Origin of the sequence: Streptomyces sp. NPDC057623 (assembly GCF_042800355.1) — a bacterium.
In the GTDB taxonomy this organism is placed as follows: Bacteria; Actinomycetota; Actinomycetes; order Streptomycetales; family Streptomycetaceae; genus Streptomyces.
Map to the genome: position 1 here is coordinate 90686 of NZ_JBHVGZ010000023.1, position 20972 is coordinate 111657.

Annotated in this window: 21 protein-coding genes and 1 tRNA gene; 12 read left to right on the forward strand and 10 right to left on the reverse strand. The window is 72.3% G+C overall.

What is annotated here, in order from left to right:
• The first annotated feature begins 26 nt into the window (after window positions 1-26).
• The 7 genes from ACFU95_RS23735 (at window position 27) to ACFU95_RS23765 (ending at window position 4730) form a co-directional block, all read left to right on the forward strand.
• Window positions 27-941, forward strand: coding sequence for a LysR family transcriptional regulator (locus ACFU95_RS23735; protein WP_383831031.1), 915 nt, complete (start codon window positions 27-29; stop codon window positions 939-941).
• Window positions 942-999: 58 nt separating this feature from the next.
• A complete protein-coding gene (locus tag ACFU95_RS23740; RefSeq protein ID WP_383831034.1) occupies window positions 1000-1587 on the forward strand; it encodes a helix-turn-helix domain-containing protein in 588 nt (195 codons plus the stop codon).
• Window positions 1584-2096 (forward strand): GNAT family N-acetyltransferase, encoded by a 513-nt coding sequence (locus ACFU95_RS23745; protein WP_383831037.1) that lies wholly within the window; start codon window positions 1584-1586, stop codon window positions 2094-2096. Before ACFU95_RS23740 ends, ACFU95_RS23745 begins: the two co-directional genes overlap by 4 nt.
• Window positions 2097-2229: 133 nt before the next feature.
• The gene (locus ACFU95_RS23750; protein WP_383831040.1) at window positions 2230-2715 is read left to right on the forward strand and encodes a DUF1877 family protein; all 486 of its coding nucleotides are present in this window, start codon (window positions 2230-2232) and stop codon (window positions 2713-2715) included.
• 84 nt (window positions 2716-2799) lie between these two features.
• Window positions 2800-3159: an MmcQ/YjbR family DNA-binding protein gene (locus tag ACFU95_RS23755; protein WP_383831043.1), complete on the forward strand. Its 360-nt coding sequence runs from the start codon at window positions 2800-2802 to the stop codon at window positions 3157-3159.
• An 80-nt stretch (window positions 3160-3239) separates the two neighbouring features.
• Entirely contained in the window at window positions 3240-4556 is a 1317-nt protein-coding gene (locus tag ACFU95_RS23760; protein WP_383831046.1) for an MFS transporter, read from the forward strand.
• A gap of 100 nt (window positions 4557-4656) precedes the next feature.
• Window positions 4657-4730: transfer RNA gene (locus ACFU95_RS23765), tRNA-Pro, on the forward strand.
• 63 nt (window positions 4731-4793) lie between these two features.
• On the opposite strand, the gene rox is transcribed toward ACFU95_RS23765, so the two are convergent.
• From rox to ACFU95_RS23815, 10 genes are all read right to left on the reverse strand, one after another.
• Window positions 4794-6221, reverse strand: a complete 1428-nt coding sequence (gene rox / locus ACFU95_RS23770; protein ID WP_383831049.1) for a rifampin monooxygenase — start codon at window positions 6219-6221, stop codon at window positions 4794-4796.
• Window positions 6222-6429: 208 nt separating this feature from the next.
• On the reverse strand, window positions 6430-6957 hold the full coding sequence (locus ACFU95_RS23775; protein ID WP_383831135.1) for an NUDIX hydrolase family protein: 528 nt from the start codon (window positions 6955-6957) through the stop codon (window positions 6430-6432).
• 42 nt (window positions 6958-6999) lie between these two features.
• Window positions 7000-8172 carry an amidohydrolase family protein gene (locus ACFU95_RS23780; RefSeq protein WP_383831052.1) on the reverse strand — a complete coding sequence of 391 codons (1173 nt, stop codon included), beginning with the start codon at window positions 8170-8172 and terminating at the stop codon, window positions 7000-7002.
• Between the two features lies 1 nt (window position 8173).
• A complete protein-coding gene (locus tag ACFU95_RS23785; protein ID WP_383831055.1) occupies window positions 8174-9577 on the reverse strand; it encodes a glutamine synthetase in 1404 nt (467 codons plus the stop codon).
• A gap of 65 nt (window positions 9578-9642) precedes the next feature.
• Window positions 9643-10452: an SAM-dependent methyltransferase gene (locus ACFU95_RS23790; RefSeq protein ID WP_383831058.1), complete on the reverse strand. Its 810-nt coding sequence runs from the start codon at window positions 10450-10452 to the stop codon at window positions 9643-9645.
• 162 nt (window positions 10453-10614) lie between these two features.
• Entirely contained in the window at window positions 10615-11451 is an 837-nt protein-coding gene (locus tag ACFU95_RS23795) for a hypothetical protein (RefSeq protein WP_383831061.1), read from the reverse strand.
• Window positions 11452-11559: 108 nt separating this feature from the next.
• On the reverse strand, window positions 11560-12273 hold the full coding sequence (locus ACFU95_RS23800; protein WP_383831064.1) for a response regulator: 714 nt from the start codon (window positions 12271-12273) through the stop codon (window positions 11560-11562).
• A 67-nt stretch (window positions 12274-12340) separates the two neighbouring features.
• Window positions 12341-14356 (reverse strand): FtsX-like permease family protein, encoded by a 2016-nt coding sequence (locus tag ACFU95_RS23805; protein ID WP_383831067.1) that lies wholly within the window; start codon window positions 14354-14356, stop codon window positions 12341-12343.
• A gap of 27 nt (window positions 14357-14383) precedes the next feature.
• Window positions 14384-15106: an ABC transporter ATP-binding protein gene (locus ACFU95_RS23810; RefSeq protein ID WP_383831070.1), complete on the reverse strand. Its 723-nt coding sequence runs from the start codon at window positions 15104-15106 to the stop codon at window positions 14384-14386.
• Window positions 15107-15124: 18 nt separating this feature from the next.
• Complete coding sequence (locus ACFU95_RS23815; RefSeq protein ID WP_383831072.1) at window positions 15125-15496, reverse strand: DUF4333 domain-containing protein; 372 nt, start codon at window positions 15494-15496, stop codon at window positions 15125-15127.
• A 158-nt stretch (window positions 15497-15654) separates the two neighbouring features.
• Here ACFU95_RS23815 and ACFU95_RS23820 point away from each other — a divergent pair, with 158 nt between their 5' ends.
• The 5 genes from ACFU95_RS23820 (at window position 15655) to ACFU95_RS23840 (ending at window position 20964) form a co-directional block, all read left to right on the forward strand.
• A complete protein-coding gene (locus ACFU95_RS23820; RefSeq protein ID WP_383831073.1) occupies window positions 15655-16836 on the forward strand; it encodes a sensor histidine kinase in 1182 nt (393 codons plus the stop codon).
• Between the two features lie 128 nt (window positions 16837-16964).
• Window positions 16965-17633, forward strand: a complete 669-nt coding sequence (locus ACFU95_RS23825) for a helix-turn-helix domain-containing protein (protein ID WP_383831075.1) — start codon at window positions 16965-16967, stop codon at window positions 17631-17633.
• 45 nt (window positions 17634-17678) lie between these two features.
• Window positions 17679-19019 (forward strand): M24 family metallopeptidase, encoded by a 1341-nt coding sequence (locus tag ACFU95_RS23830; RefSeq protein WP_383831077.1) that lies wholly within the window; start codon window positions 17679-17681, stop codon window positions 19017-19019.
• Window positions 19019-19996, forward strand: a complete 978-nt coding sequence (locus ACFU95_RS23835; RefSeq protein WP_383831079.1) for a thiamine pyrophosphate-dependent dehydrogenase E1 component subunit alpha — start codon at window positions 19019-19021, stop codon at window positions 19994-19996. The genes ACFU95_RS23830 and ACFU95_RS23835 overlap by 1 nt, the downstream gene beginning before the upstream one ends.
• Window positions 19984-20964: an alpha-ketoacid dehydrogenase subunit beta gene (locus tag ACFU95_RS23840; RefSeq protein WP_383831081.1), complete on the forward strand. Its 981-nt coding sequence runs from the start codon at window positions 19984-19986 to the stop codon at window positions 20962-20964. The genes ACFU95_RS23835 and ACFU95_RS23840 overlap by 13 nt, the downstream gene beginning before the upstream one ends.
• Window positions 20965-20972 lie beyond the last annotated feature (8 nt).

A 20972-nucleotide genomic window follows, 5' to 3' on the forward strand; every position in this document is an offset into this window, starting at 1 on the left:
CCGGACATATTGCGATAATCGATCTCATGATCGAAGCGCGGCGGCTCCACATCCTCCGTGCGGTGGCCGACCACCGCACGGTGACGGCGGCTGCCGCCGCGCTGTATCTGACCCCCTCGGCGGTCTCCCAGCAGCTCACGGCCCTGGAGCAGGAGACGGGTCACCGCCTCGTCGAGCGCGGCGCCAAGGGCGTACGGCTGACCCCGGCCGGCGAGATCCTGCTCAATCACACCAACGCCGTCCTCGCCCAGCTGGAGCGGGCGGAAGCGGAGCTGGCCGCGTACAGCTCGGGCGCGGCCGGCACGGTCACCGTCGCCTCGTTCGCGACCGGTATCGCCCTGGTCGTCGCGCCCGCGGTGACCCGCCTCGCCGAGACGTCCCCCGGCATCCGCATCCGCGTCCAGGACACCGAGGGCGACGCCAGTCTGCCGATGGTGCTGGACCGGCAGGTCGACATCGCGGTGGCCGTCGAGTACCGGGGGGCGCCGCCCGCCGACGACCCCCGCCTGGCGCACGTACCGCTGTACGCCGAGCCCTTCGACGCGGTCGTCCCGGTGCGGCACCGGCTGGCCGACTCGGCCGAGGTGCCCCTCGCGGAGCTGGCCAAGGACCCGTGGATCGGGCCGTATCCCGGCAACCCCTGCCATGACGTCGTCGTTCTGGCCTGCGAGAACGCCGGCTTCCAGCCTCGCCTGGAACACTCCTCGGACGACTTCAGGGCGGTCGTCGCCCTCGCCTCGGCCGACGCCGGAGTGGCGCTCGTACCGCGCTCGGCGTTGCGCGGCATGGACCTCACCGGGGTTGTCGTACGGCCTGTGGACGGCGTGGCGCCCACGCGCCGGGTGTTCGCGGCCGTACGCCGAGGCGCCGAGGGGCACCCGTTGATCCGGCCGGTTCTGGCGGCGCTCGGGGTGGCGGCGGGGGAATGGGCCGGGGCTTGAGCCGGGGAGTGAGCCGCCCGTAACCCCCGCGTTTCATATATGGGATAGCGTCCCGGATGTGAAAGATTCACTGGATGGTGGTGAACCCGCCGACACCGTCGACGCCCGTCTCGGCGCCCGCCTGGCCGAGCTGCGGGCCGAACACGGCTGGTCCCTCGGTGAGTTGGCGGAGCGCAGTGGCATCAGCCGCTCGACCCTGTCCCGGGCCGAGCGCGCGGAGATCAGCCCTACGGCCTCGCTGCTGAACCGCCTGTGCCACGTGTACGGCCGGACCATGTCCCAGCTGCTCAGCGAGGTCGAGGCCGCGCCCGCGCTGCTGGTACGGGCGGCCGACCAGCCGGTGTGGGAGGACCGCTCCTCCGGTTTCGTGCGCAGGTCCGTGTCGCCGCCGCAAGCCGGGCTGCGCGCCGAGGTCGTCGAGGGGCGGCTCACCGCGGGCGCCGACATCGCGTACGACCGGCCGCCCGTGCCGGGGCTGGAGCAGCACATCTGGGTGCTGGACGGCGCGCTGGACGTGACGGTCCAGGAGAGCGAGCACCATCTGGACGCCGGGGACTGTCTGCGGATGCGGGTCTGGGGACCCACCCGGTTCCGGTGTGCGGGGCCCGACGAGGTGCGGTACGTACTCGCGGTGGTGCTGCCGTGACCGTGACGCGACTCGACGCGAGCCAACTGCTGGAGCAGGTGGAGGACTTGGCCGATCTGCTGGTGGACACCGTGGCGGACGGTGCCTCCGTCGGGTTCCTCGCACCTCTGGACCGTGCGGCGGCCCTGGCCTGGTGGACGGAGCGCGCGGCCGCCGTGACCGCCGGGCGGCTGGCCGTGTGGGCGGTACGTGAGGGCGGGCGGGCCGTCGGCACGGTCAGCCTGGCCTTTGCCGACAAGCCCAACAGCCGTCACCGGGCCGAACTGGTCAAGTTGATGGTGCACCGGGACGCGCGGGGTCGGGGCCTCGGCCGCAGCCTTCTGACGACCGCGGAAGAGGCGGCGATCAGGGCCGGGGTCACCCTCCTCCACCTGGACACCGAGACCGACAGCCGCGCCGAGGGGCTGTACGGCTCGGCCGGCTGGACCCGGGCCGGGGTCATCCCCGACTACGCGGCGAGCCCGGACGGGATTCTGCGGCCGACGACGATCTACTACAAGCACGTGTGACAGGTCGCGACGGGTGGGTGTCAGTGCCGCGTGGAACACTCGCCGTCGTTGATCGGCCAAGGGGGCTGATCAAGGGCCGATCGAGGGCCGATCCACGGTCGGACAAGCGCTACACCAAGGGGGTTCGCCTGCCATGGGCGTGAGCATTTCGTTCGTCAGCGCGACGACGGAGGAGCTGGACAGGGCGGAGAAGGACCCGAGTTGGGCCGGTCAGTTCGTCTATGACCTGTACGGCGGCGACACCTACCCGATGCCCGGCCGCCTCTACGGCGGCCCCGACAGGGATTTCGCCGGCCTCCAGTTCCTGTTCGACGAGGCCCGGATGGCACTCGAGTTCGTGCTGGACGGGTTCCAGATCCAGGAGGACGGCACCCTGTTCGGGTGGACCGCGGAGCAGATCGCCGGCACGGCACGGGAACTGCGGGAGACCCCGTGGGAGAAGCTGGCGGCCCACTACGACCCGGAGCGGATGGCGGCGCAGGACGTGTACCCCAACATGTGGAGGTTCGACCCCGAGGGGCGGCTGGAGGGGCTCGAGGCCACCTATGAGGAGCTGGTCGCGTTCTTCGGCGAAGCCGCCGACCGGGGCCTGGGAGCCTTCATGAACTTCAGTTTCTAGGGTGCGTTCGGCGATCCCTTTCACGGGTGCGGGAATGCCCCTCTCACCAGGTGATTGTCAGTGCCGACCGCTACCGTGCGTCTCATGCCGGATGCCGAAGACGTACGCCGTATCGCCCTTGCCCTGCCGGACACGACGGAGAAGATCGCCTGGAGCATGCCCACCTTCCGGGTCGCGGGCAGGATGTTCGCCACCCTGCCCGAGGAGGAGACCTCCATCGCCGTGCGCTGTCCCAAGGAAGAGCGCGACGAACTGGTCCTTGCCGAGCCGGGGAAGTTCTGGATCGCCGACCACGAGGCGCAGTTCGCCTGGGTGAGGGCCAGGCTCGCCGCCCTGGAGGACGAGGACGAACTGCGCGACATCCTCGCCGACTCCTGGCGGCAGGCGGCGCCGCCGCGGCTCTTGGACGCGTATCCGGAACTGGGGCTGTCGAGGGGGGAGTGAAACCCGTGGGGCGTTGTCAGTGCCCCGTGCCATGATCCGAGGGCGAGGGTCGGAGCCCGGGGCGGAGGGGGCTGGAGGGGATGAGTGGGACGCCGGCGCGGCCGTCGCTGGATGATCCGTCCGGAGCGCACCCGGTGTGGTCGCGCGATTTCAGTCTGTTCTTCGTCGCGCGGGCCGTCGCCAAGCTCGGTGACACCATGTTGCCCGTGGCTCTCGCCGCGGGCCTGCTCCAGCACGGATACGGCGCGGGCGCCGTCGGCCTGGCGCTGGCCGCGACGTCGGCCGCCTTCGCCGGGCTCATCGTCTTCGGCGGGGTCATCGCCGACCGGTTCAGCACCCGCAGGCTGATGATCGGCGCCGATCTGGTGCGCCTCGGCACCCAGTCCCTGGCCGCCGTGCTCTTCTTCTCCGGGCATGTGGTGCTGTGGCAGATCTGTGCGATCGGCTTCGTCAACGGCGTGGCGGGCGCCGTGTTCCAGCCAGGTGTCGCCGGCACGGTGCCCCGGCTCGCCACAGACGTCCAGGGCGCGAACGGCGCCATACGCATCGCCGAGGCCGTGGCACAGCTCGCCGGCCCGGCCCTCGCGGGCTTGCTCGTCGGCCTCGCGTCACCCGGCACCGTGTTCGCGGCCCACGCGACCACGTACGCGGTGAGCGCTCTGTGTCTCCTGCTGCTGCGCCTGCCCCCGGCGGCCCGCTCGCGCGGCGACCGCGTCGGCCGGGGCGCCAGGGCTTTCCGGGCCGATCTGGCGGAGGGCTGGCGGGAGTTCAGAGCCCGCACCTGGCTCTGGAGTGTCATAGCCGTCTGGTGCGTCTACATGATCGCCGTGCGTGGCCCGACCGTCCCGCTCGTGGCGACGGAGGTGGTCCGGCAACACGGCCCCGGCGCTTACGGCCTGATCAACTCCGCGCTAGGCGCGGGCACCGTCGTAGGCGGCCTGCTCGCCCTGCGGTTGCGCCCCCGCCGTATGCTCCGTGCCGGCGCGATCGCCCTGTTCGCCTGCGCCGGCTTCCCCGTGACGGTCGGCGCGGACCTCGACGTCGCGGCCATGGCGGCCGGAGCCGCCGTCGCCGGGGCGGGGATGGCCTTCTGGAGCGTGATGTGGGCGACCAGTGTCCAGACCCAGGTCCCCGCCGATGTCCTCAACCGCATCCACGCGTACGACGTGGCGGGCTCCCTGGCCATGATGCCGGTCGGCCAGGCACTCGCGGGCCCGGCCGCGGCGACCCTCGGCGCCGACCATGTGCTCCTGGCCGCCGGAGGGATGAGCCTCGTCGTCGTGGCTGCGCTGCTCTCGGTGCGGGCGATCCGCGACCTGGTGCGGATGGACGCGCCGACGACGCTGCGGTCGGCCCCCACCGCGACCGGCGAGAACGTGTGTCCGGAGCGGGCCTGAAGCCGATGGGCGCGCAGAAACGGGTGCGCGACCACCGACCCGAGTGCGGTATTGTTTCCATGCACGTTCGGCCGGGGGAAACCCCAGGTCAGACAGGCACCGGGACGTGGCGCAGCTTGGTAGCGCACTTGACTGGGGGTCAAGGGGTCGCAGGTTCAAATCCTGTCGTCCCGACGGTGCGAAGGGTCTTCGCAGGCGAAAGCCTGTGAGGGCCCTTTTTGCTGGGCGGGCGCGTGCTCAGCCGGTGGCGGCGCCGAACCACTCGGGCAGATGGCCGAGCAGATCCTGCTGATCCGCACCGACCCACGCCACGTGACCGTCCGGCCTCAGCAGCACCGCTGGGGCGTCCAGTTCCTCGCTGACGTCGACGACATGGTCGACCCGGTCCGACCAGCCCGCCACCGAGAGCCCGCCCGTCTGGTCGAGGAGCAGCCCGCGGCCGGCGTGCATCAGCTCGTAGAGGCGACGCCGCTTCAGCCTCACGTCCCGCAGCCTGCGGCCCAGCAGTTCGTGGCCCTCGCCGAAGTCGTAGCGGATCCCGGTCCCGATGATCTTCTCGGTCAGGTGCCGGTTCACCTCCTCGAAGTCCATCAGCTCCGCCAGCAGCCGGCGCACCGCCCGGGGGCCCGGTTCGGGGGACATCAGCTCCATCTGTGCCCGGGTGTTGTCCAGTACGTCGGCGGCGACCGGGCGCCGCTCGGTGCCGTAGCTGTCCAGCAGCCCTTCCGGTGCCCACCCGTGCACCGCGCCGGCGAGTTTCCAGCCGAGGTTGAACGCGTCCTGGATACCGAGGTTGAGCCCCTGTCCGCCGACCGGCGGATGGATGTGCGCCGCGTCGCCGGCCAGCAGCACCGGGCCGGACCGGTAGCGTTCGGCCAGCCGGGTGGCGTCGCCGAAGCGGGACAGCCAGCGCGGTGAATGCACGCCGAAGTCGGTGCCGGCGAACACCCGTAGCTGCCGCTTGACCTCTTCCAGGGTCGGCGGGACCGAGCGGTCCTCGGTCACCCCCTCGGCGGGGACGACAACGCGGAACACGCCCTCCCCGAAGGGCGCGATGCCGAACCGCTTCTGGGTCTTGCGCACTTCGGCGACCACGGCCGTCAGCGTCTCCGGCGGCGCGGTCACGGCCATCTCGCCCAGCAGGGTCTCCACCTTGGTCGGCTCGCCGGGGAAGGCGACGCCGATCAGCTTGCGCACCGTGCTGCGGCCGCCGTCGCAGCCGACGAGGTAGCGCGAGCGCAGCTCGGTGCCGTCGGCCAGCTCGGCGGTGACCCCGTGTCCGTCCTGGCTCAGCCCGACCAGCTCGCGGCCGCGCCGGATTTCGGTGCCGAGTTCGGTGGCGCGCTCGGCCAGGAGACGGTCGGTGGTGGTCTGCGGGATGCCGAGGACATAGGGATGCGCGGTGTCCAGCCGGTCGGGCGCGGCCTTGCTGATACCGGCGAAGAAGCCGCCGACCGGGTGCTGCCGCCCCCGCGAGAGGAACCGCTCCAGCAGGCCGCGCTGGGCCATCACCTCGATGCTGCGCGCATGGAGGCCCAGCGCACGCACGAACGGGGGCGGCTCCGCGTCCCTCTCCAGCACGACCACGTGCACGCCGTGCAGCCGCAACTCGGCGGCGAGCATCAAGCCGGTCGGTCCGCCGCCGGCCACGATCACGTCGATCATCGCCACCCTCATTTCCGCAGGTACGGGCTTCGGCAGGCGATTCTGCGGCACGAGAGGGGCCGTTTCGGCGCCAAGGACGAGCTGGTCGACTGAGCGCGCCTCACGACCGCCGAACGAGGACGGCCGAGTGCGTCGGCGCGCTGCTCAGGGCGGGTTCGGGCGCACGGATCTCCTCGGCGCCCACCCGGAAAGCAGCCCTCGCGACGGGTCAGACCACGCAGCCCACATGCGCCAGCGCCTGCTTCAGCAGCACCCCGTGCCCACCCGGCATCTCGCTCTGCACCGCAGGCGACAGGGCCTCCTGCGGGCTGAACCAGACCAGGTCGAGGGCGTCCTGGCGGGGGCGGCAGTCGCCCGTGACCGGGACGACGTAGGCGAGGGAGACCGCGTGCTGGCGCGGGTCGTGGTACGCCGTGATGCCCTGCGTCGGGAAGTACTCGGCGACGGTGAACGGCTGGAGGGACGTCGGGACCCGGGGGAGCGCCACCGGACCGAGATCCTTCTCCAGGTGCCGCAGGAGGGCGTCGCGGACGCGCTCGTGGTGCAGCACGCGGCCGGAGACCAGGGTCCGGCTGACCGTTCCGTCCGGTCCGATGCGCAACAGGAGGCCGATGCTGGTGACCTCGCCGCTGTCGTCGACGCGCATGGGCACGGCCTCGACGTACAAGATCGGCATGCGGGCGCGTGCCTGCTCCAGCTCGTCGCTCGTCAGCCAGCCGGGCGTGGTTTCGGTCATGTCAGACATTGCTTGATCATACTTTCCGGGAATTGCGAACGCTCAGTCGCGGTGCGGGCGGGGGGCGGGGGCGGGGACGGGTTCGGGTAAAGGCAGCCCATAGAGGCGGCGGGCGTTGTCGCCGGCCGCCCACGCCGCGATCCGCAGCGCGTCCGGCAGGCTCAGTTCGTCGGCGTCCACCCGGGCCTGGAGCAACTCGCCCAGACCGCGGCGGAACGCCAGTGCGCCGAGCAGGTGGAACTCGGCCAGACCATACGCGTCGGAGCTGTACAGCAGTTTGCGGAACGGGGTGATCTCCAGTGCCTCCGCCAGGATCGCCCGGGACCGGGCAGGTCCGACATGGTGCAGGGTGAGGCCCACGTCCAGGTACACCTGCTCGAAGACCGCCGCCAGAAACGCGGCCTGGCGCTGGTAGGGCCAGCAGTGCAGGAACAGGACGGGGATCGTGCCCTTGGTCAGGTGCAGCCAGTCCGTCAGGAGGGTGGGGTCGGTCCGGTGCAGGCGGATGTCGCTGTCGCCGAACCCGGTGTGCAGCTGGAGGGGGAGGCCGAGATCGACGGCGGTCCACAGCAGATGCCGTACGAGGACCGGGTCGCTCAGCCGGCCGCCCTCCGGGCCGCAGCGCCGGGCCGCCTCGGTGACCTCCGCGTCCGAGGGGCGCGCGGGGTTCAGGTCGAAGCCGGTGCGGTAGGCGGCAACCGACTTCACGGCCACGACACCCGGACGCCGTACGGCTTCCTCGGCGGCCGTGCGGACCGCGGTGGCGTACGCGTCCGGTTCGACTCCCTCGGCCGCCACCGCCTCGGCGACCACTTCCAGCCGTACGACCTCGTACGCGCTCGCGTCGGCGGTCTGCGCCAGTTCCCGGGGAGTGCTGAGGAGCTGCGGGGTGTAGCCGGTGTCGACGCAGAACACCTTCGTGCCGGCGGCGGTCAGGAACCGTCGGTTCACCTCGGACCGGCCCAGCTCCGTACGCCGGGCCAGATAGGCGACGGCGGCGGCGTGGCGCGGCAGATCCAGCAGGGGTGCGCAGTGGCGGCGTACGGCCACACCGACCGGGGTGTCGAAGGGCGAGCTGCCGGGCCAGGGCTCGCCCTCGGTGAGCAGGCGCTCGAAGCCGGCCCTGTCCAGGTCGGCGGTGACGACCCCGTGGCAGTGATGGTCGACCAGCGGCAGCGCCGCGAGCGCCTCGTGGACCGGCCCGGTGGCGCTCATGTCAGTACTTCCAGCGGTAGGCCGCCGCCACCTGGTCGTCGTCCAGCCCGGCCACGGCGGCGGCCTCTCCCTGCCGTACGGCGATGACGGCGTCCGCGAGGACCGGGCCCAGCGCGGCACGCAGCGGCTCGTCCGTGCGGAACTCCCGCACTGCCTCGTCCAGGGAGGCCGGCAGTCTGCGGACACCGCTCTCGGCCGCCTCCCGCGCACCCAGGTGGGCCGGATCGCCGGTGATCTCCTGCGGCAGCCGTGCGCCCGACGCCACTCCGTCCAACCCGGCGGCGATGAGGCAGCCGAGCGCGAGGTACGGGTTGGCGGCCAGGTCCACCGGCTTGATCTCCAGGTTGGCCGCCCGGTCGCGGTCGCCCGCCGTGCCGGTGACGACGCGCAGCCCCGCCTCGCGCGTCTCCCGGCCCCACGCGGTGAACACCCCGGCCCACTGCGAGGGTCTGAGCCGCAGACGGCTCGCCGGGCTCGGGGCGGTCACCGCGGTGAGGGCGGGGAGGTGGGCGAGCACGCCGGCCGCGAAGGACTCGGCCTCGGGCCGCATGCCGTGGCGCCGCTCGCCGCCCGCGTGCAGGTTGACCCCGTCGCGCCAGGAGGAGAGATGGACGTGGCCGCCGTTGCCGACGCCTTGGCCCAGGACCGCCGGGGCGAAGGACACCGCGAGGCCGTGGCGCCGTGCCACCGCCCGGATCGTCTGCCGCACCAGCACGCTGCGGTCGGCCGCCGCCACCGGGTCGAGCGCGCTCACCGAGAGCTCGAACTGCCCGGCCGCGTACTCGGGATGGAGCTGGTCGACCTCCACGCCCTGCCGTGCGAGCGCCGCCAGCAGATCGGCGGCACAGTCGCTCAACTCGACCTGGCGGATGGCGCCGTACGCCGGACCCGTGGCCGCGGGCACGAACTCCCCGTCGGCACCGGGAGGCCGCCCCACGGCCCACTCGATCTCGATGCTCGCCTTGAAGGTGATGCCATGACGCCCGGCGGCCTCCCGGACCGTCCGTCGCAGGAAGGTGCGGCTGCACGCGGGGTGCCGGTCGCCCTCCTGCGTGATCCGGTCGACCGGCGCCCACGCCCAGCCCGGCTGCCCGGACAGCTCCACCAGCTGCGAGAGGTCGGGGTAGAGGCGCAGATCGCCGTCCGGGGAGCCGAGGACATCGGTGGTGACGATGGAGTCGTTCGCGAGGAACGTGTCGAACACCGGTGACATCCCCACGCCCCAGGCCGCCGCGGAGGCGAGCTTCGCCGTCGGGATCGTCTTCACCCGGGCGATGCCCGCGGTGTCGACGTAGGCCAGGACGATCCCGTGCACACCCCGCCCGGACAGCTCCTCGCTCAGCGTGCCGGCCCGCTCCACGTCGCCGGGACGCCCTCCCGGCACGGGATCGGCAAGGGTGGTCATACGGTCTCCCGGTCTCCTCGACGAGCTCGGCCGGTCGGGCCGGTTCGTGCGGTCCCTGCTGGGCGTCAGGGTTTCACGGCCACCGCGCCGTACTGCGGTACCGCAGCGGGAGAGTCGGGAGCCCGCCACTGCGAGCAGGACACCATGCCCGGCGCCAGCAGCTCCAGGCCCTCGAAGAAGGCGGCGATGTCCGTGCCGCTGCGGGCCGTGATCGGAGGCGTGGCGTTCTCGTTCCAGAACTTCATCGCCGGGATCTGGCCCTCGCCGCCGAGCTCGGAGTCGAAGGTCGGGTGCGTCAGGACGAGGTGGCTGCCGGAGGGTACGGCGGCCAGGACGCGCCGTACGATCTCGCGGGCCTTGTCGTAGTCGAGGACGAAGTTGAGGATGCCCAGCATCATCACGGCGACGGGCTTCGTGAAGTCCAGGGTCTGCGCGGCGCGTTCGACGATGGCGTCCGGGTCGTGCACGTCCGCGTCGATGTAGGCGGTGACGCCCTCGCTGGTGCCGGTCAGCAGGGTGCGGGCGTGCACGAGGACGATCGGGTCGTTGTCGACGTACACGATCCGCGAGTCGGGTGCGACGCGCTGGGCGATCTCGTGCGTGTTGTCCGCCGTCGGCAGCCCGGTGCCGATGTCGAGGAACTGCCGCACGCCACGCTCCTCGGCCACGAGGCGCACGGCCCGGCCGAGGAAGTCACGGTCCGCGCGGGCGATGTCGCGGATGATCGGGAACATCCCGGCGACGTGCTCGCCGACCTGCTGGTCGACCTCGTAGTTGTCCTTGCCGCCGATCCAGTAGTTCCACACGCGCGCGTTGTGCGCCACACCGGTGTTCAGCCTCGCCGACCCGCCCGACGGGGTGTGGCCATCACTCACGACTTGTCCTCTCCTCGCACGAACGACCGAAACCGGCCATCGCCGCCATTGTGCCGCTCCGTTGATCACGCTGTCCCGGGAATCGGCAGAGCCGGCAGGGCGGTTGGCGTGCGGACGTCGGCGTGCGGCCGTCGGTACGGGGGAGGGGGCGGGCGGCTCGTGCTATTCGATCTCGCTGGGGCTCGCGGCCGGCGACTTCCCGGCCAGGACGTCCTTGAGGCGCTGGGTGCCGAGCTGCACCGCCTGCTCCACGGAGTCGTGCTCGTCCCCGTCGAGGCCGCCCGCCGTGACGGTGATCGCGTTGTTGCCGACGCGAACGGCGGCGACGTCCAGGGTCAGCGTGGCGTCCTCGCCCCCGGTCTCGCCCTTCACCGTCACCCGCAGGCCCTCCCGGGCGTCGCCCACATCGGGCAGCGAGGTGTCGATGACCTGGACGGCGCGCTGCTCGCCGTCCTCGGTCATCGTGAACGAGTCGCACTCGTCCGGCAGTTTCGCCATCCAGTTCAGAGCGCCCTGCGGGTCGGTGCGGTCGTAGGCGGCGACCTGGTACAGCAGACGTGAGTCGCCCTGTGTGAAGCCGCGCAGCGCGTTCGCTCCGGACGGCTTGCCCAGCAGGTCGTCGTCGAAGAGGGAGTCCATGAGCCGCTGGCAGTCGGCGGCATCGGCCTTGCCGGTGAGGAAGCCCGAGACGTCGACCGTGCCGATGAGCAGGCCGTCGTGCCAGTTCTCGGCCTCCGTGTCCTTGACCTGTGTCCAGTCGTCCTCGATGTCCGCCGCGGTGATCAGCGCGGTCTGCGCACCCGACTCGGTGAGGGTGGAGGCGGGCGAGGTGGTGGGCGACGAGGTCGGCTGCTTCCTGGCCGCGGGTGACGCGGTCACGCCCGAGCCACGTGAACCGTCGCCGTCGCCGTCGGACGAGCAGGCGGCGGTGGTGACCAGCGCGCCTGCCGCCAGAGCCGAGGAGAGAACACGGACGAGCCGGGTCGGGCGACGGGTCATCGGGGGCCTCCAGAGAACGTGACGAATGTCCTCAGCGCACCACCGGACACGAGGGCCCACCACCGGCACCGGCCCGTTCGAGTGACCGCCACCGGCAGGGCCCGCGCCTCATCCGCCCGGCTGTCCGTACCCGTGCTGCCAGGCCCAGGCCGCGATCTCGACGCGGTTCCGGGCCGACAGTTTCAGCTGGACGCTGGACAGATGTGTCTTGACCGTGGACAGGGAGACATACAGCTCGGCGGCGATCTCCGCGTTCGTACGGCCGAGTGCGACCAGGCGGACGACGTCGAGTTCACGGTCGGTGAGGGGTTCCGTCGGAGGGGCCGTGGGAGGGGCCGTGGGCTTCACCGGGGCGGCGGAGACGACCTGGGGGGCGGTGACGTGCTTGAGGAGGCGGACCGTGACCGAGGGCGAGACCAGGGAGTCACCTGCCGCGGCGGCGCGCACCGCCTCCGCGAGGAGGGTGGGCCCCGAGTCCTTCAGCAGGAACCCGCAGGCGCCGCCGCGCAGGGCCCCGTACACGTACTCGTCGAGGTCGAAGGTGGTCACCACGACGACCCGCATCGGGTCGGCCACCCCGGGCCCGGCCAGCAGCCGGGTCGCCTCCAGCCCGTCCAGCTTCGGCATCCGGATGTCCAGCAGACACACGTCCGGCCGCTCCCGCCGGGCCAGCGTCACCGCTTCCTCCCCGTCGGCGGCCTCGGCGACCACGGTGATGTCGGGCTGGGCGTCGAGGAAGAAGCGGAAGCCGGTGCGGACCATCTCCTGGTCGTCGGCGATGAGGACGCGGATGGGCGCCCCGGACGGGGCTGGGGTGGTCATGGCTCGATCATGCCTCAGTGGAAGGGGCGTCGGGATGCGGTGAAGACGACGGGATGCCGGTACGGCGTCAGTCCGCCGTCTGGGCCGGACCCGCGGTCACCCTCCGCAGCAGAGGTCTGCTGCCGGCGATCGCGGCGAACATGGCCAGCGCGCCGACGACCAAGCACATCACCAGTTGCACGGCACCGGAGACATTCATCGTGGTACCGGCCATCGCGTTGAGCTGCATGGCGCCGAAGACGCCCATCGCGGTGGTGCCGCCCGCCAGGACGGCCAACGGGATGACGGTCTCGCGGATCCGGGCCCGGTCCAGCACCTTCAGCGGGGTGCCGCACAGGCGCAGCAGGCCGTACACCCGGCTCCGGTCGAGGACGTTCGCGGCGGCGGTGAGGCCGGCGGAGGCGGCCGCGACGAGGAAGCTCAGCACCAGGGTGGCGGTGCTGACGGTGGCGACGCGGTCGGTGGCCGTGTCGTCCGGTGCGGACACGTACTCCTGCGTGATCGGGTACCTGCCCGACCCGAGGGGTGTCAGGGCGGTGACGGCGGTGTCGACGTGCTCCTGCCCGCCGGAGACATGGGCGATCACACCGGGGACACCGCCCAACAGGCCGAGGTAGTCGTCCTCGCTCGCGACGGAGACCGTCGCCTTGACGCCCGCCTCGCGCAACTCCGTACGGGCCTCGGCGGCGGCGTGCCGGGCGTCGGCGGCGTTCGCGGTGATCACCGCGACCTGGCCCTCGTGGCTCGGGCCCTGGAAGCTCAGTGTGCTGACGGAGAAGAACCCGGCCACGAACCCGGCGAGCACCAGTCCGCTGACGGTCCGCCAGGCCCCGCGCGGGTCGTCGCTGAGCCGGCGCGCGGCGAGCAGCGTGTGCGGGCGTTTGGCGCGACGGGCCACGATCCGCCCCAGCCGGTCCACGACCCAGGGGCCGAACAGCCAGAACGCGCCGTAGAAGAGCGCCAGCAGGGTGAGCAGCTGCGGGGTCTTCAGCTGGCCGCCGTCGCCCGTGCTCCTCCAGATGTAGAGCAGGGCCGCGACGAACAGCACCAGGCGGATGGCGCGGGTACGCCGCGGGTTCGCCTGCTGGGCGACGCCCAGGGGCGAGGTGGCGACCTGGCGCAGCATCGTCACCGCGCTGACGGTGATGAGGGCGGTGACGGCCAGCACCACTGCCGCGAGCCACAGCGGTCCCACCCACAACTGGCCGGTGTACCAGCCTCCGACGCCGTACGGCAGCTCGGCGAGCGCGGGCAGCAGTGCCGTGTAGGCGAGGGCGCCGGTCAGCGCGCCGGCCGCGCCGACTCCCGCCGCCTCGGCGGCGGTCATGGCGAGGATCTGCCGCGGGGTCGCCCCGGCCAGCCGCAGTGCGGCGAGCCGCTGTTCGCGCCGGGCAGCGCCGAGCCGTCCGGCGGCCGAGGCCAGCACGACGACCGGCATGACGAGCAGTACCACGCCCAGCAGCACGGTCCCCTGGTCGAGGCCGGTGAACACGCTCGCCTTGCCGCTGGAGAACCCGGCGACGAGCGCGCGCTCCGTCAGCCCCTCGTCGTAGTAGTTCTGCTCCCCGGCCGCCTTCGACACCGCCGCGTCGCCGGGCATCCGTCCGACCACCGCGACCAGCTCGTCCGGCGAGGCGAGACCGGCGGCGCCGATCGTGCCGTAGGAGGCCGCCTTCGGGAGACGGTCGGCCAGTCGGTTCGCCGGAAGCTCCCTGATCAGCTCGGCCAGGGCGGGCGAGACGTAGACCTCACCCTGCTTCGGGAAGCCCTTGAGGCCGGGCGGCGCGGGGGTCGCCGCGCGATCGGGCAGCTGGGCCAGGTTCACGACGGTGACCGGTTCGTGCCGTACGTGCGTCGTGGTCGTGGCCTGGACGGCGGTCGCCTGCTTCGCCGGTACGGCGTCGGGGGTGCGCCACGTGGTCTGGTCGGCGCGGGTTCCGGCGCCGAGGGCGGCGGCGATCATCAGCAGCAGGAGGAACGAGCCGACGGCGGCGGCACCCACCGCGAGGAGCTGGGACTGCAGGCCGCGACGGCCGGAGGACCGGGCGAGATGCCAGGTCAGGGGAAGGACGGGGGAACGCATGGGCGGGTCTCCGGGGTGGCTGTGGGGTCAGGCGACCGTGTACTGGCTGTAGCTGCTGATCCGCCCGTCGCGGACCTGGAGGATCCGGTCGCAGTGGGCGGCGACGTCGGCGTCGTGGGTGACCATCACCAGGGCGGCTCCGGAGGCGCGGGTGACGGAGGTCAGCAGCCGGATCACCTCGTCGCTGGTGCGCTGGTCCAGAGCACCGGTCGGCTCGTCGGCGAAGACCACGTCCGGCTCCGCGACCAGAGCGCGGGCGATGGCGACGCGCTGGGCCTGGCCGCCGGAGAGCTGTCCGGGCCGGCGCCGCTCCAGGCCCTCCAGGCCCAGCGGCGCGAACCAGCGGCGGGCGCGGGCGACGGCCTGCTTGCGCGGGGTGCCCTCCAGCATCAGCGGCAGGGCGACGTTCTCCTCGGCGGGCAGCTCCGGCAGCAACTGGCCGAACTGGAACACGAACCCGAACCGCTTGCGGCGCAGCTCGCTCAGCTTGTTCTCGCCGAGCTTGTCGATGCGCCCCCAGCCTTCGGCCGGGGGGACCCCCATCTCGCTTCGCTCGTCGCGCAGCAGCACCTGGCCGCCGTTCGGCCGGATGATCCCGGCGAGGGTGTGCAGCAGGGTCGACTTGCCGGACCCCGACGGGCCCATGATCGCCAGCGAGTCGCGCTCGCGGACCTCCACGTCGACCCCGGCCAGGGCTGTGGTGGTGCCGTACTTCTTCACCAGGCCGTACCCGGCCAGAACTGTGCTCATGGTGTGTCGTGGCCCTTCTCAGCGCTCGAACTTCCAGGTGACGCTCTTCGCGTCGGCCTTGGTGACACGGACGGGTATGCGCACGGTCTCGCCGTCGCCCTTCTTGCCGGTGCAGGTGATGCTCGCGCCGGCCACGGCCTTGAGGCCGGTTGGGCAGGAGATGCCGGTCAGCTTCTCGCCGACCCAGGGCAGCGGGTGGTACTTGCCCTCGGTGCGCGCCGCGACGATGTTCGCCGCGAGTGCCCGATGGCCGTTGACCGAAGCGGTGCTGCTGTCGTCCAGGCCGGTGGTCGACTCGGTACCGGCGAGCAGATGGGTGCCGACGCCGCCCAGCGCGACCGCGGCGGTCACGCCGCCGACGACGCCGACGAGGAACTTGCTGCGCTGCATCGCGTACTCCTGAAGTGCTGATGTCCGTGGTGGGGAGGTGGCTCCACCCTCGCCCGCGGGTCCGGGCGCGCGCCTCGGCCATAAGGTCGGCGTCAGCGCCGGTCCCCTCGGCCGATCGGCCGATCCCGCCGGTCCCGGCCTCGCCTACCGTGATCGGCATGAAGTCCGTTTCCCCCCGCGGCTGCGCCCGGGGCTTCGCCGTCGGTGTCCTGCTGGCCGCCGCTGTCGTCGACGTCCTCTTCGCCGGTTCCGACGGGACGAGCATCCTGCCGACGGCGAGCCCCGTCTGGCCGACTCTGGGTGTCCTGCTGGTGGGCCTGGCCGCGGTGCTGTGGCCGGAGGGGCGGCGGCCGGACTGGCTGACGCCCCAGGTGCGCACCGCCGTGCCCGCCCTCGTCTCCGCCCTGTACTCGGTGGGGTCGCTGGTGACCCTGAAGGCGAACGTCTTCGGTCCCGGCGAGGTCGTGATCCTGCTGTGCCTGTTGTTCATCGCGGTACGGCAGTGCCCGCCGCGCGCGGCCTGGTGGTGCGGCGCCCTCGACGTGGCTGCGCTGTTGCTGCTGCCGGTCCGGTTTCTCGGGCCGCTGGACGCAGGCGTGCTGGGCTTCGTGGTGGCCGGCCTGGTGCTGATCGGGCTCGTCGCCGGGCTCGCCGTGTACCTGCGCACGATGGACTACCGGCGGACCCTCGCCGTCAGCGAGACCCGGCGCGCCGAACGCGTCGCCATCGCCGCCGACCTGCACGACTTCGTCGCCCACCATGTCACCGGGATCCTCGTGCAGACGCAGGTGGCCCGCATGATGGCGCAGACCCAGCCGCACGACATCGACCCGGTCCTGTCCGGTATCGAGCGTGCGGCCACCGAGGCCCTCGCCTCGATGCGCCGCACGGTCGGCGTGCTGCGCGACACCGGCCCCGAGGCGGCCGACCGCCGCCCGGTCGGCGACCTGGCCGGCATCGCGGAGCTGACGGACGGCTTCGCGAGCCCGATCCAGCAGGTCACCCTGCGCCGCGATCCCACCGTGTCGGACGGCCTTCCCCACGAGGTGCAGGCCGCGGCCTTCCGGGTGGTCCAGGAGGCCCTGACCAACATTCGCCGTCACGCGGCCGATGCCGCGCATGTCGAGGTCCGGCTGGGGGACGACTCCGGACGCCTGGAGGTGTCGGTCGCCGACGACGGCCGGGGCGGCACGCAGCTTCCGGCGGCCGCGCACGGGGGTGGCTTCGGCCTGGTCGGTCTGAAGGAACGGGTGACCGCGCTGGGCGGCGAACTGCACGCCGGGCCGCGGGGCGGCGAGGGGTGGGAGGTGCGGGCGGTGTTCCCGCCTGCCAAGCGCTGAGCCTCTACCGCGGTGGCGCCCCGAGGGGCGGCCGGCCCGCCACGCTGGCGCCGTGACCCACCCCCGCTGTTCAATGAGGCTGCACACCGTGGCCCAGCGGCCCACGAACACCGGGGGAGGAGCCGTACGTGTCACCCGCCGACGCACCACCCGTCGGAGCGCGCATCCGGCACGCACGCCTCGCGCGCGGGATGAGCCTGCGCGCTCTGGCCCGCGAGGTCGGCGTGTCGGCGAGCCTGGTCTCGCAGATCGAGACCGGCAAGACCCAGCCCTCCGTGAGCACGTTGTACGCGATCACCACGGCCCTCGCGATCTCCGTCGAGTCACTCTTCGACGCGGGCGAGTCCGCGGCCGTGTCCCCCGCGACCGTGCCTACCGCGTCCGGGCCCCCCGCGGCGGCGGCTCCCGGCACCGTCCTGCACGCCCTGGCCGCCTTCGCCGCCGACCCCGGCCGCCGCATCGGCCCGCTGGTCACACCGGACGAGCGGGAGGTGCTGGAGCTGGACTCGGGGGTGGTGTGGGAGCGTCTCGGCCATGTTCCCGGCACGGACGTCGACTTCCTCCAGGTGACCTACCGGCCCGGCGGCGCCTCCTCCAGCTCAGGCGGCCTCATGCGCCACCCGGGCACCGAGTACGGCTACCTGACCTCGGGCGAGCTGGTCCTCACCCTCGGTTTCGAGGAGTCCACCCTGCGCCCCGGCGACGCGGTCTGCTTCGAGTCGACGACCCCCCACCGGTACCGCAATGATGGTGACGTACCGGCCGTGGGCGTCTGGTTCGTGTTCAGTGACACTTGACACTCGCGGCGCACGGTCGTTCACTCCGAAGTGGGGGTGGTCGCCATGGCGATCCGCACATTCGGACCCAATGCCGTCGACTGGGAAGAGCGCGTCGATCTGGACCGGCTGCGCAAACGGCGGCTGGCCCGCCTGAACGAGACCCTGAACCGCTCCGAGCTGGGCGCGGTACTCAGCTTCGACTTCGCCAACATCCGCTACATGACCGCCACGCACATCGGCACCTGGGCGATGGACAAGCTGATCCGCTTCGCCCTGCTGGTGCGCGGCGGGAAACCGGTCGTCTGGGACTTCGGCTCCGCGGCCCGGCACCACCAGCTCTACAACCCGTGGCTCGACTACAGCGACGGCAAGGAAGGAAGCCCGCCCACCGGCGCCCGCGCCGGCATCTCCACCCTCCGCGGCGCCTTCCACCCGGACGCCGGGATCGCCCAGGACGTCGCCGCGAAGATCGCCGCCGAACTGCGCGAACACGGCTTGGCCGGCGAGCCGCTCGGCATCGACGTCGCCGAGATGCCGGTCCTCACCGCGCTGCGCGCCGAGGGCATCGAGGTCGTCGACGGACAGCAGGTCTTCCTGGAGGCGCGCCGCATCAAGACGCCGGACGAGATCTCCCTGCTCACCCAGGCCTGCGCGATGGTCGACGCCGCGTACGAGGAACTGTACGGCTATCTGCGTCCCGGCGTGCGCGAGAACGAGTGCGTCGGCGTGGTCAGCAAGGTGCTGTACGACCTCGGCAGCGAGTACGTCGAGGGCGTCAACGCCATCTCCGGCGAACGCTGTTCACCCCACCCGCACGTCTACAGCGACCGTCTGATCCGCCCCGGCGACCCCGCCTTCTTCGACATCCTGCACAGCCACCTCGGCTACCGCACCTGCTACTACCGCACCTTCGCCGTCGGCAGCGCCTCCCGTGCCCAGCGCGACGCCTACGTCCGCTGCCGGGAGTACATGGACCAGGCCATCGACCTCGTCCGCCCCGGCGCCACCACCGCCGACATCGTCCAGGTCTGGCCGCGCGCCGAGGAGTTCGGCTTCGCCGACGAGACCGCCGCCTTCGCCCTCCAGTACGGGCACGGCGTCGGCCTGTCGATCTGGGAGAAGCCGATCTTCAGCCGGCTGGTCTCCCTCGACCACCCCGAGGTCCTCGAAGAGGGCATGGTGTTCGCCCTGGAGACGTACTGGCCGGCCGCCGACGGCTGGTCCGCCGCCCGCATCGAGGAGGAACTGGTCGTCACCGCCGACGGCTGCGAGGTCATCACCAAGTTCCCGGCAGAAGAGCTGCTGGTGGCGGGCCGCAAGTACTGGACGGTGGGCGGCGAGCTCGACACCCGGCGCGAGTCGCAGTCCCACCTCAACACCGCCCGTGGCGACGGGACGCGCTGATGGACCCGGCCGAACTCCTCGCCGCCTACGAGCAGATGGCCGTCATCCGCCGTACGGAGAAGGCCGCCCACGACCTGTTCCTCCAGGGCCTGGTCAAGGGCACCACCCACCTCGCCGCCGGACACGAGGCCATCGCCGTCGGAGCGAGCGCCGCCCTGCGCCCCGACGACTACGTGTTCGCCACCTACCGGGGACACCATCACGCGATGGCCCGGGGCGCCACCCCGGAGGAGTGCCTGGCCGAACTGATGAGCCGGGCCACGGGCCTGTGCAAGGCCAAGGGCGGCTCCATGCACCTGACCAAGGCGTCCACCGGCATGCTCGGCTCCTACGCCATCGTCGGCGCCCACCTCCCCATGGCGGCCGGCGCCGCCTGGTCGGCCAAGCTGCGCGGCACCGAGCAGATCGCGGTCGCCTTCTTCGGCGACGGTGCCACCAACATCGGCGCCTTCCACGAGGCGCTCAACCTGGCCGCCGTATGGAAGCTGCCGGTGCTGTTCGTCTGCGAGAACAACCTGTACATGGAGTACACCCCGATCGCCGACGTCACGGCCGTGCCCCGCCCCGCGGCCGACCGGGCGCCCGCGTACGGCGTCCCGGGCGAGGTGGTGGACGGCAACGACGTCGTCGTCGTGCTGGAGGCGGTGGCCCGGCTCGCGGGGCGGGCCCGGGCAGGAGACGGGCCCGCGCTGCTGGAGGCGCGGACCTACCGCCACTTCGGGCACAGCCGCGCCGATCCGGCGACCTACCGCCCGGCCGAGGAGGTCGAACGCTGGCTGAAGCACGACCCGTTGGACCTGGCTCGGGGGCGGCTCGTCGAACTGGGGGTGCCGGAGGCGGTCGTCGCCGAGGCGGACGAGCGGGCGGCGGCCCTCGTACGGAAGGCGGTCGAGTCCGCGAAGGCGGGCCCCGGGCCTGATCCGCGCGAGGCGCTGGCCGACGTGTGGGCGGACGGGGGTGCGGCGTGGCGGACGTGATCAGCTACCGGGAGGCGGTCGCCGAGGGCATCGCGCGGGAGATGCGACGCGATCCGTCCGTCGTGTGCCTGGGCGAGGACATCGGCGAGGCCGGCGGCGTGTTCAAGACGACCGTCGGACTGCGTAAGGAGTTCGGGCCCGGACGGGTGTGGGACACGCCGATCTGCGAACAGGCCATCGTGGGGGCCGCCATGGGTGCCGCGATGACCGGGATGCGGCCGGTCGCCGAGATCATGTTCTCCGACTTCCTGGCCTGTTGCTGGGACTACCTCGCCAACGAGATCCCCAAGGTGCGGTACATGACGGGCGGTCAGGTCACCGTGCCGCTCGTCGTGCGCACCGCCAACGGCGGCGGGCTCGGCTTCGGCGCCCAGCACTCCCAGGCCACCGAGAACTGGGCGTTCACCGTGCCCGGCCTGAAGATCGCCGCACCGGCGACCCCCGCCGACGTCATCGGCATGATGGCGGCGGCCGTCCGCAGCGACGACCCGGTCGTCTTCTTCGAGCACAAAGGGCTGCTCGTCACCAAGGGCGCGCCCCCGCCGCCGGACCATGTCGTCGAGCTGGGCCGGGCCGCCGTCGTCCGCGAGGGCGCCGACGTCACGCTCGTCGCGCTCGCCTCGATGGTGCCGGTCGCGCTGCGGGCCGCCGAGCTCCTGGCCGGCGAGGGCATCGAGGCCGAGGTCGTCGACCTGCGCTGTCTGGTGCCCCTGGACATGAGCACCGTGCTCGCCTCGCTCGGCAGGACCTCGCGGCTCGTCACCGTCGAGGAGAACCCGTACCAGGGCGGCTGGGGCGCGACGGTCGTCTCCGTCGTCGCCGACGAGGGGTTCGCCCTGCTGGACGCCCCTGTCCGGCGGGTGGCGGGGGAGTGTGTCCCGCTGCCGTTCGCCGACGCCCTCGAGGAGGAGGTCATCCCCACCGTCGACAAGGTCATGGCGGCCGTACGCGGCCTGGCCGCCTACTGAACACCCAT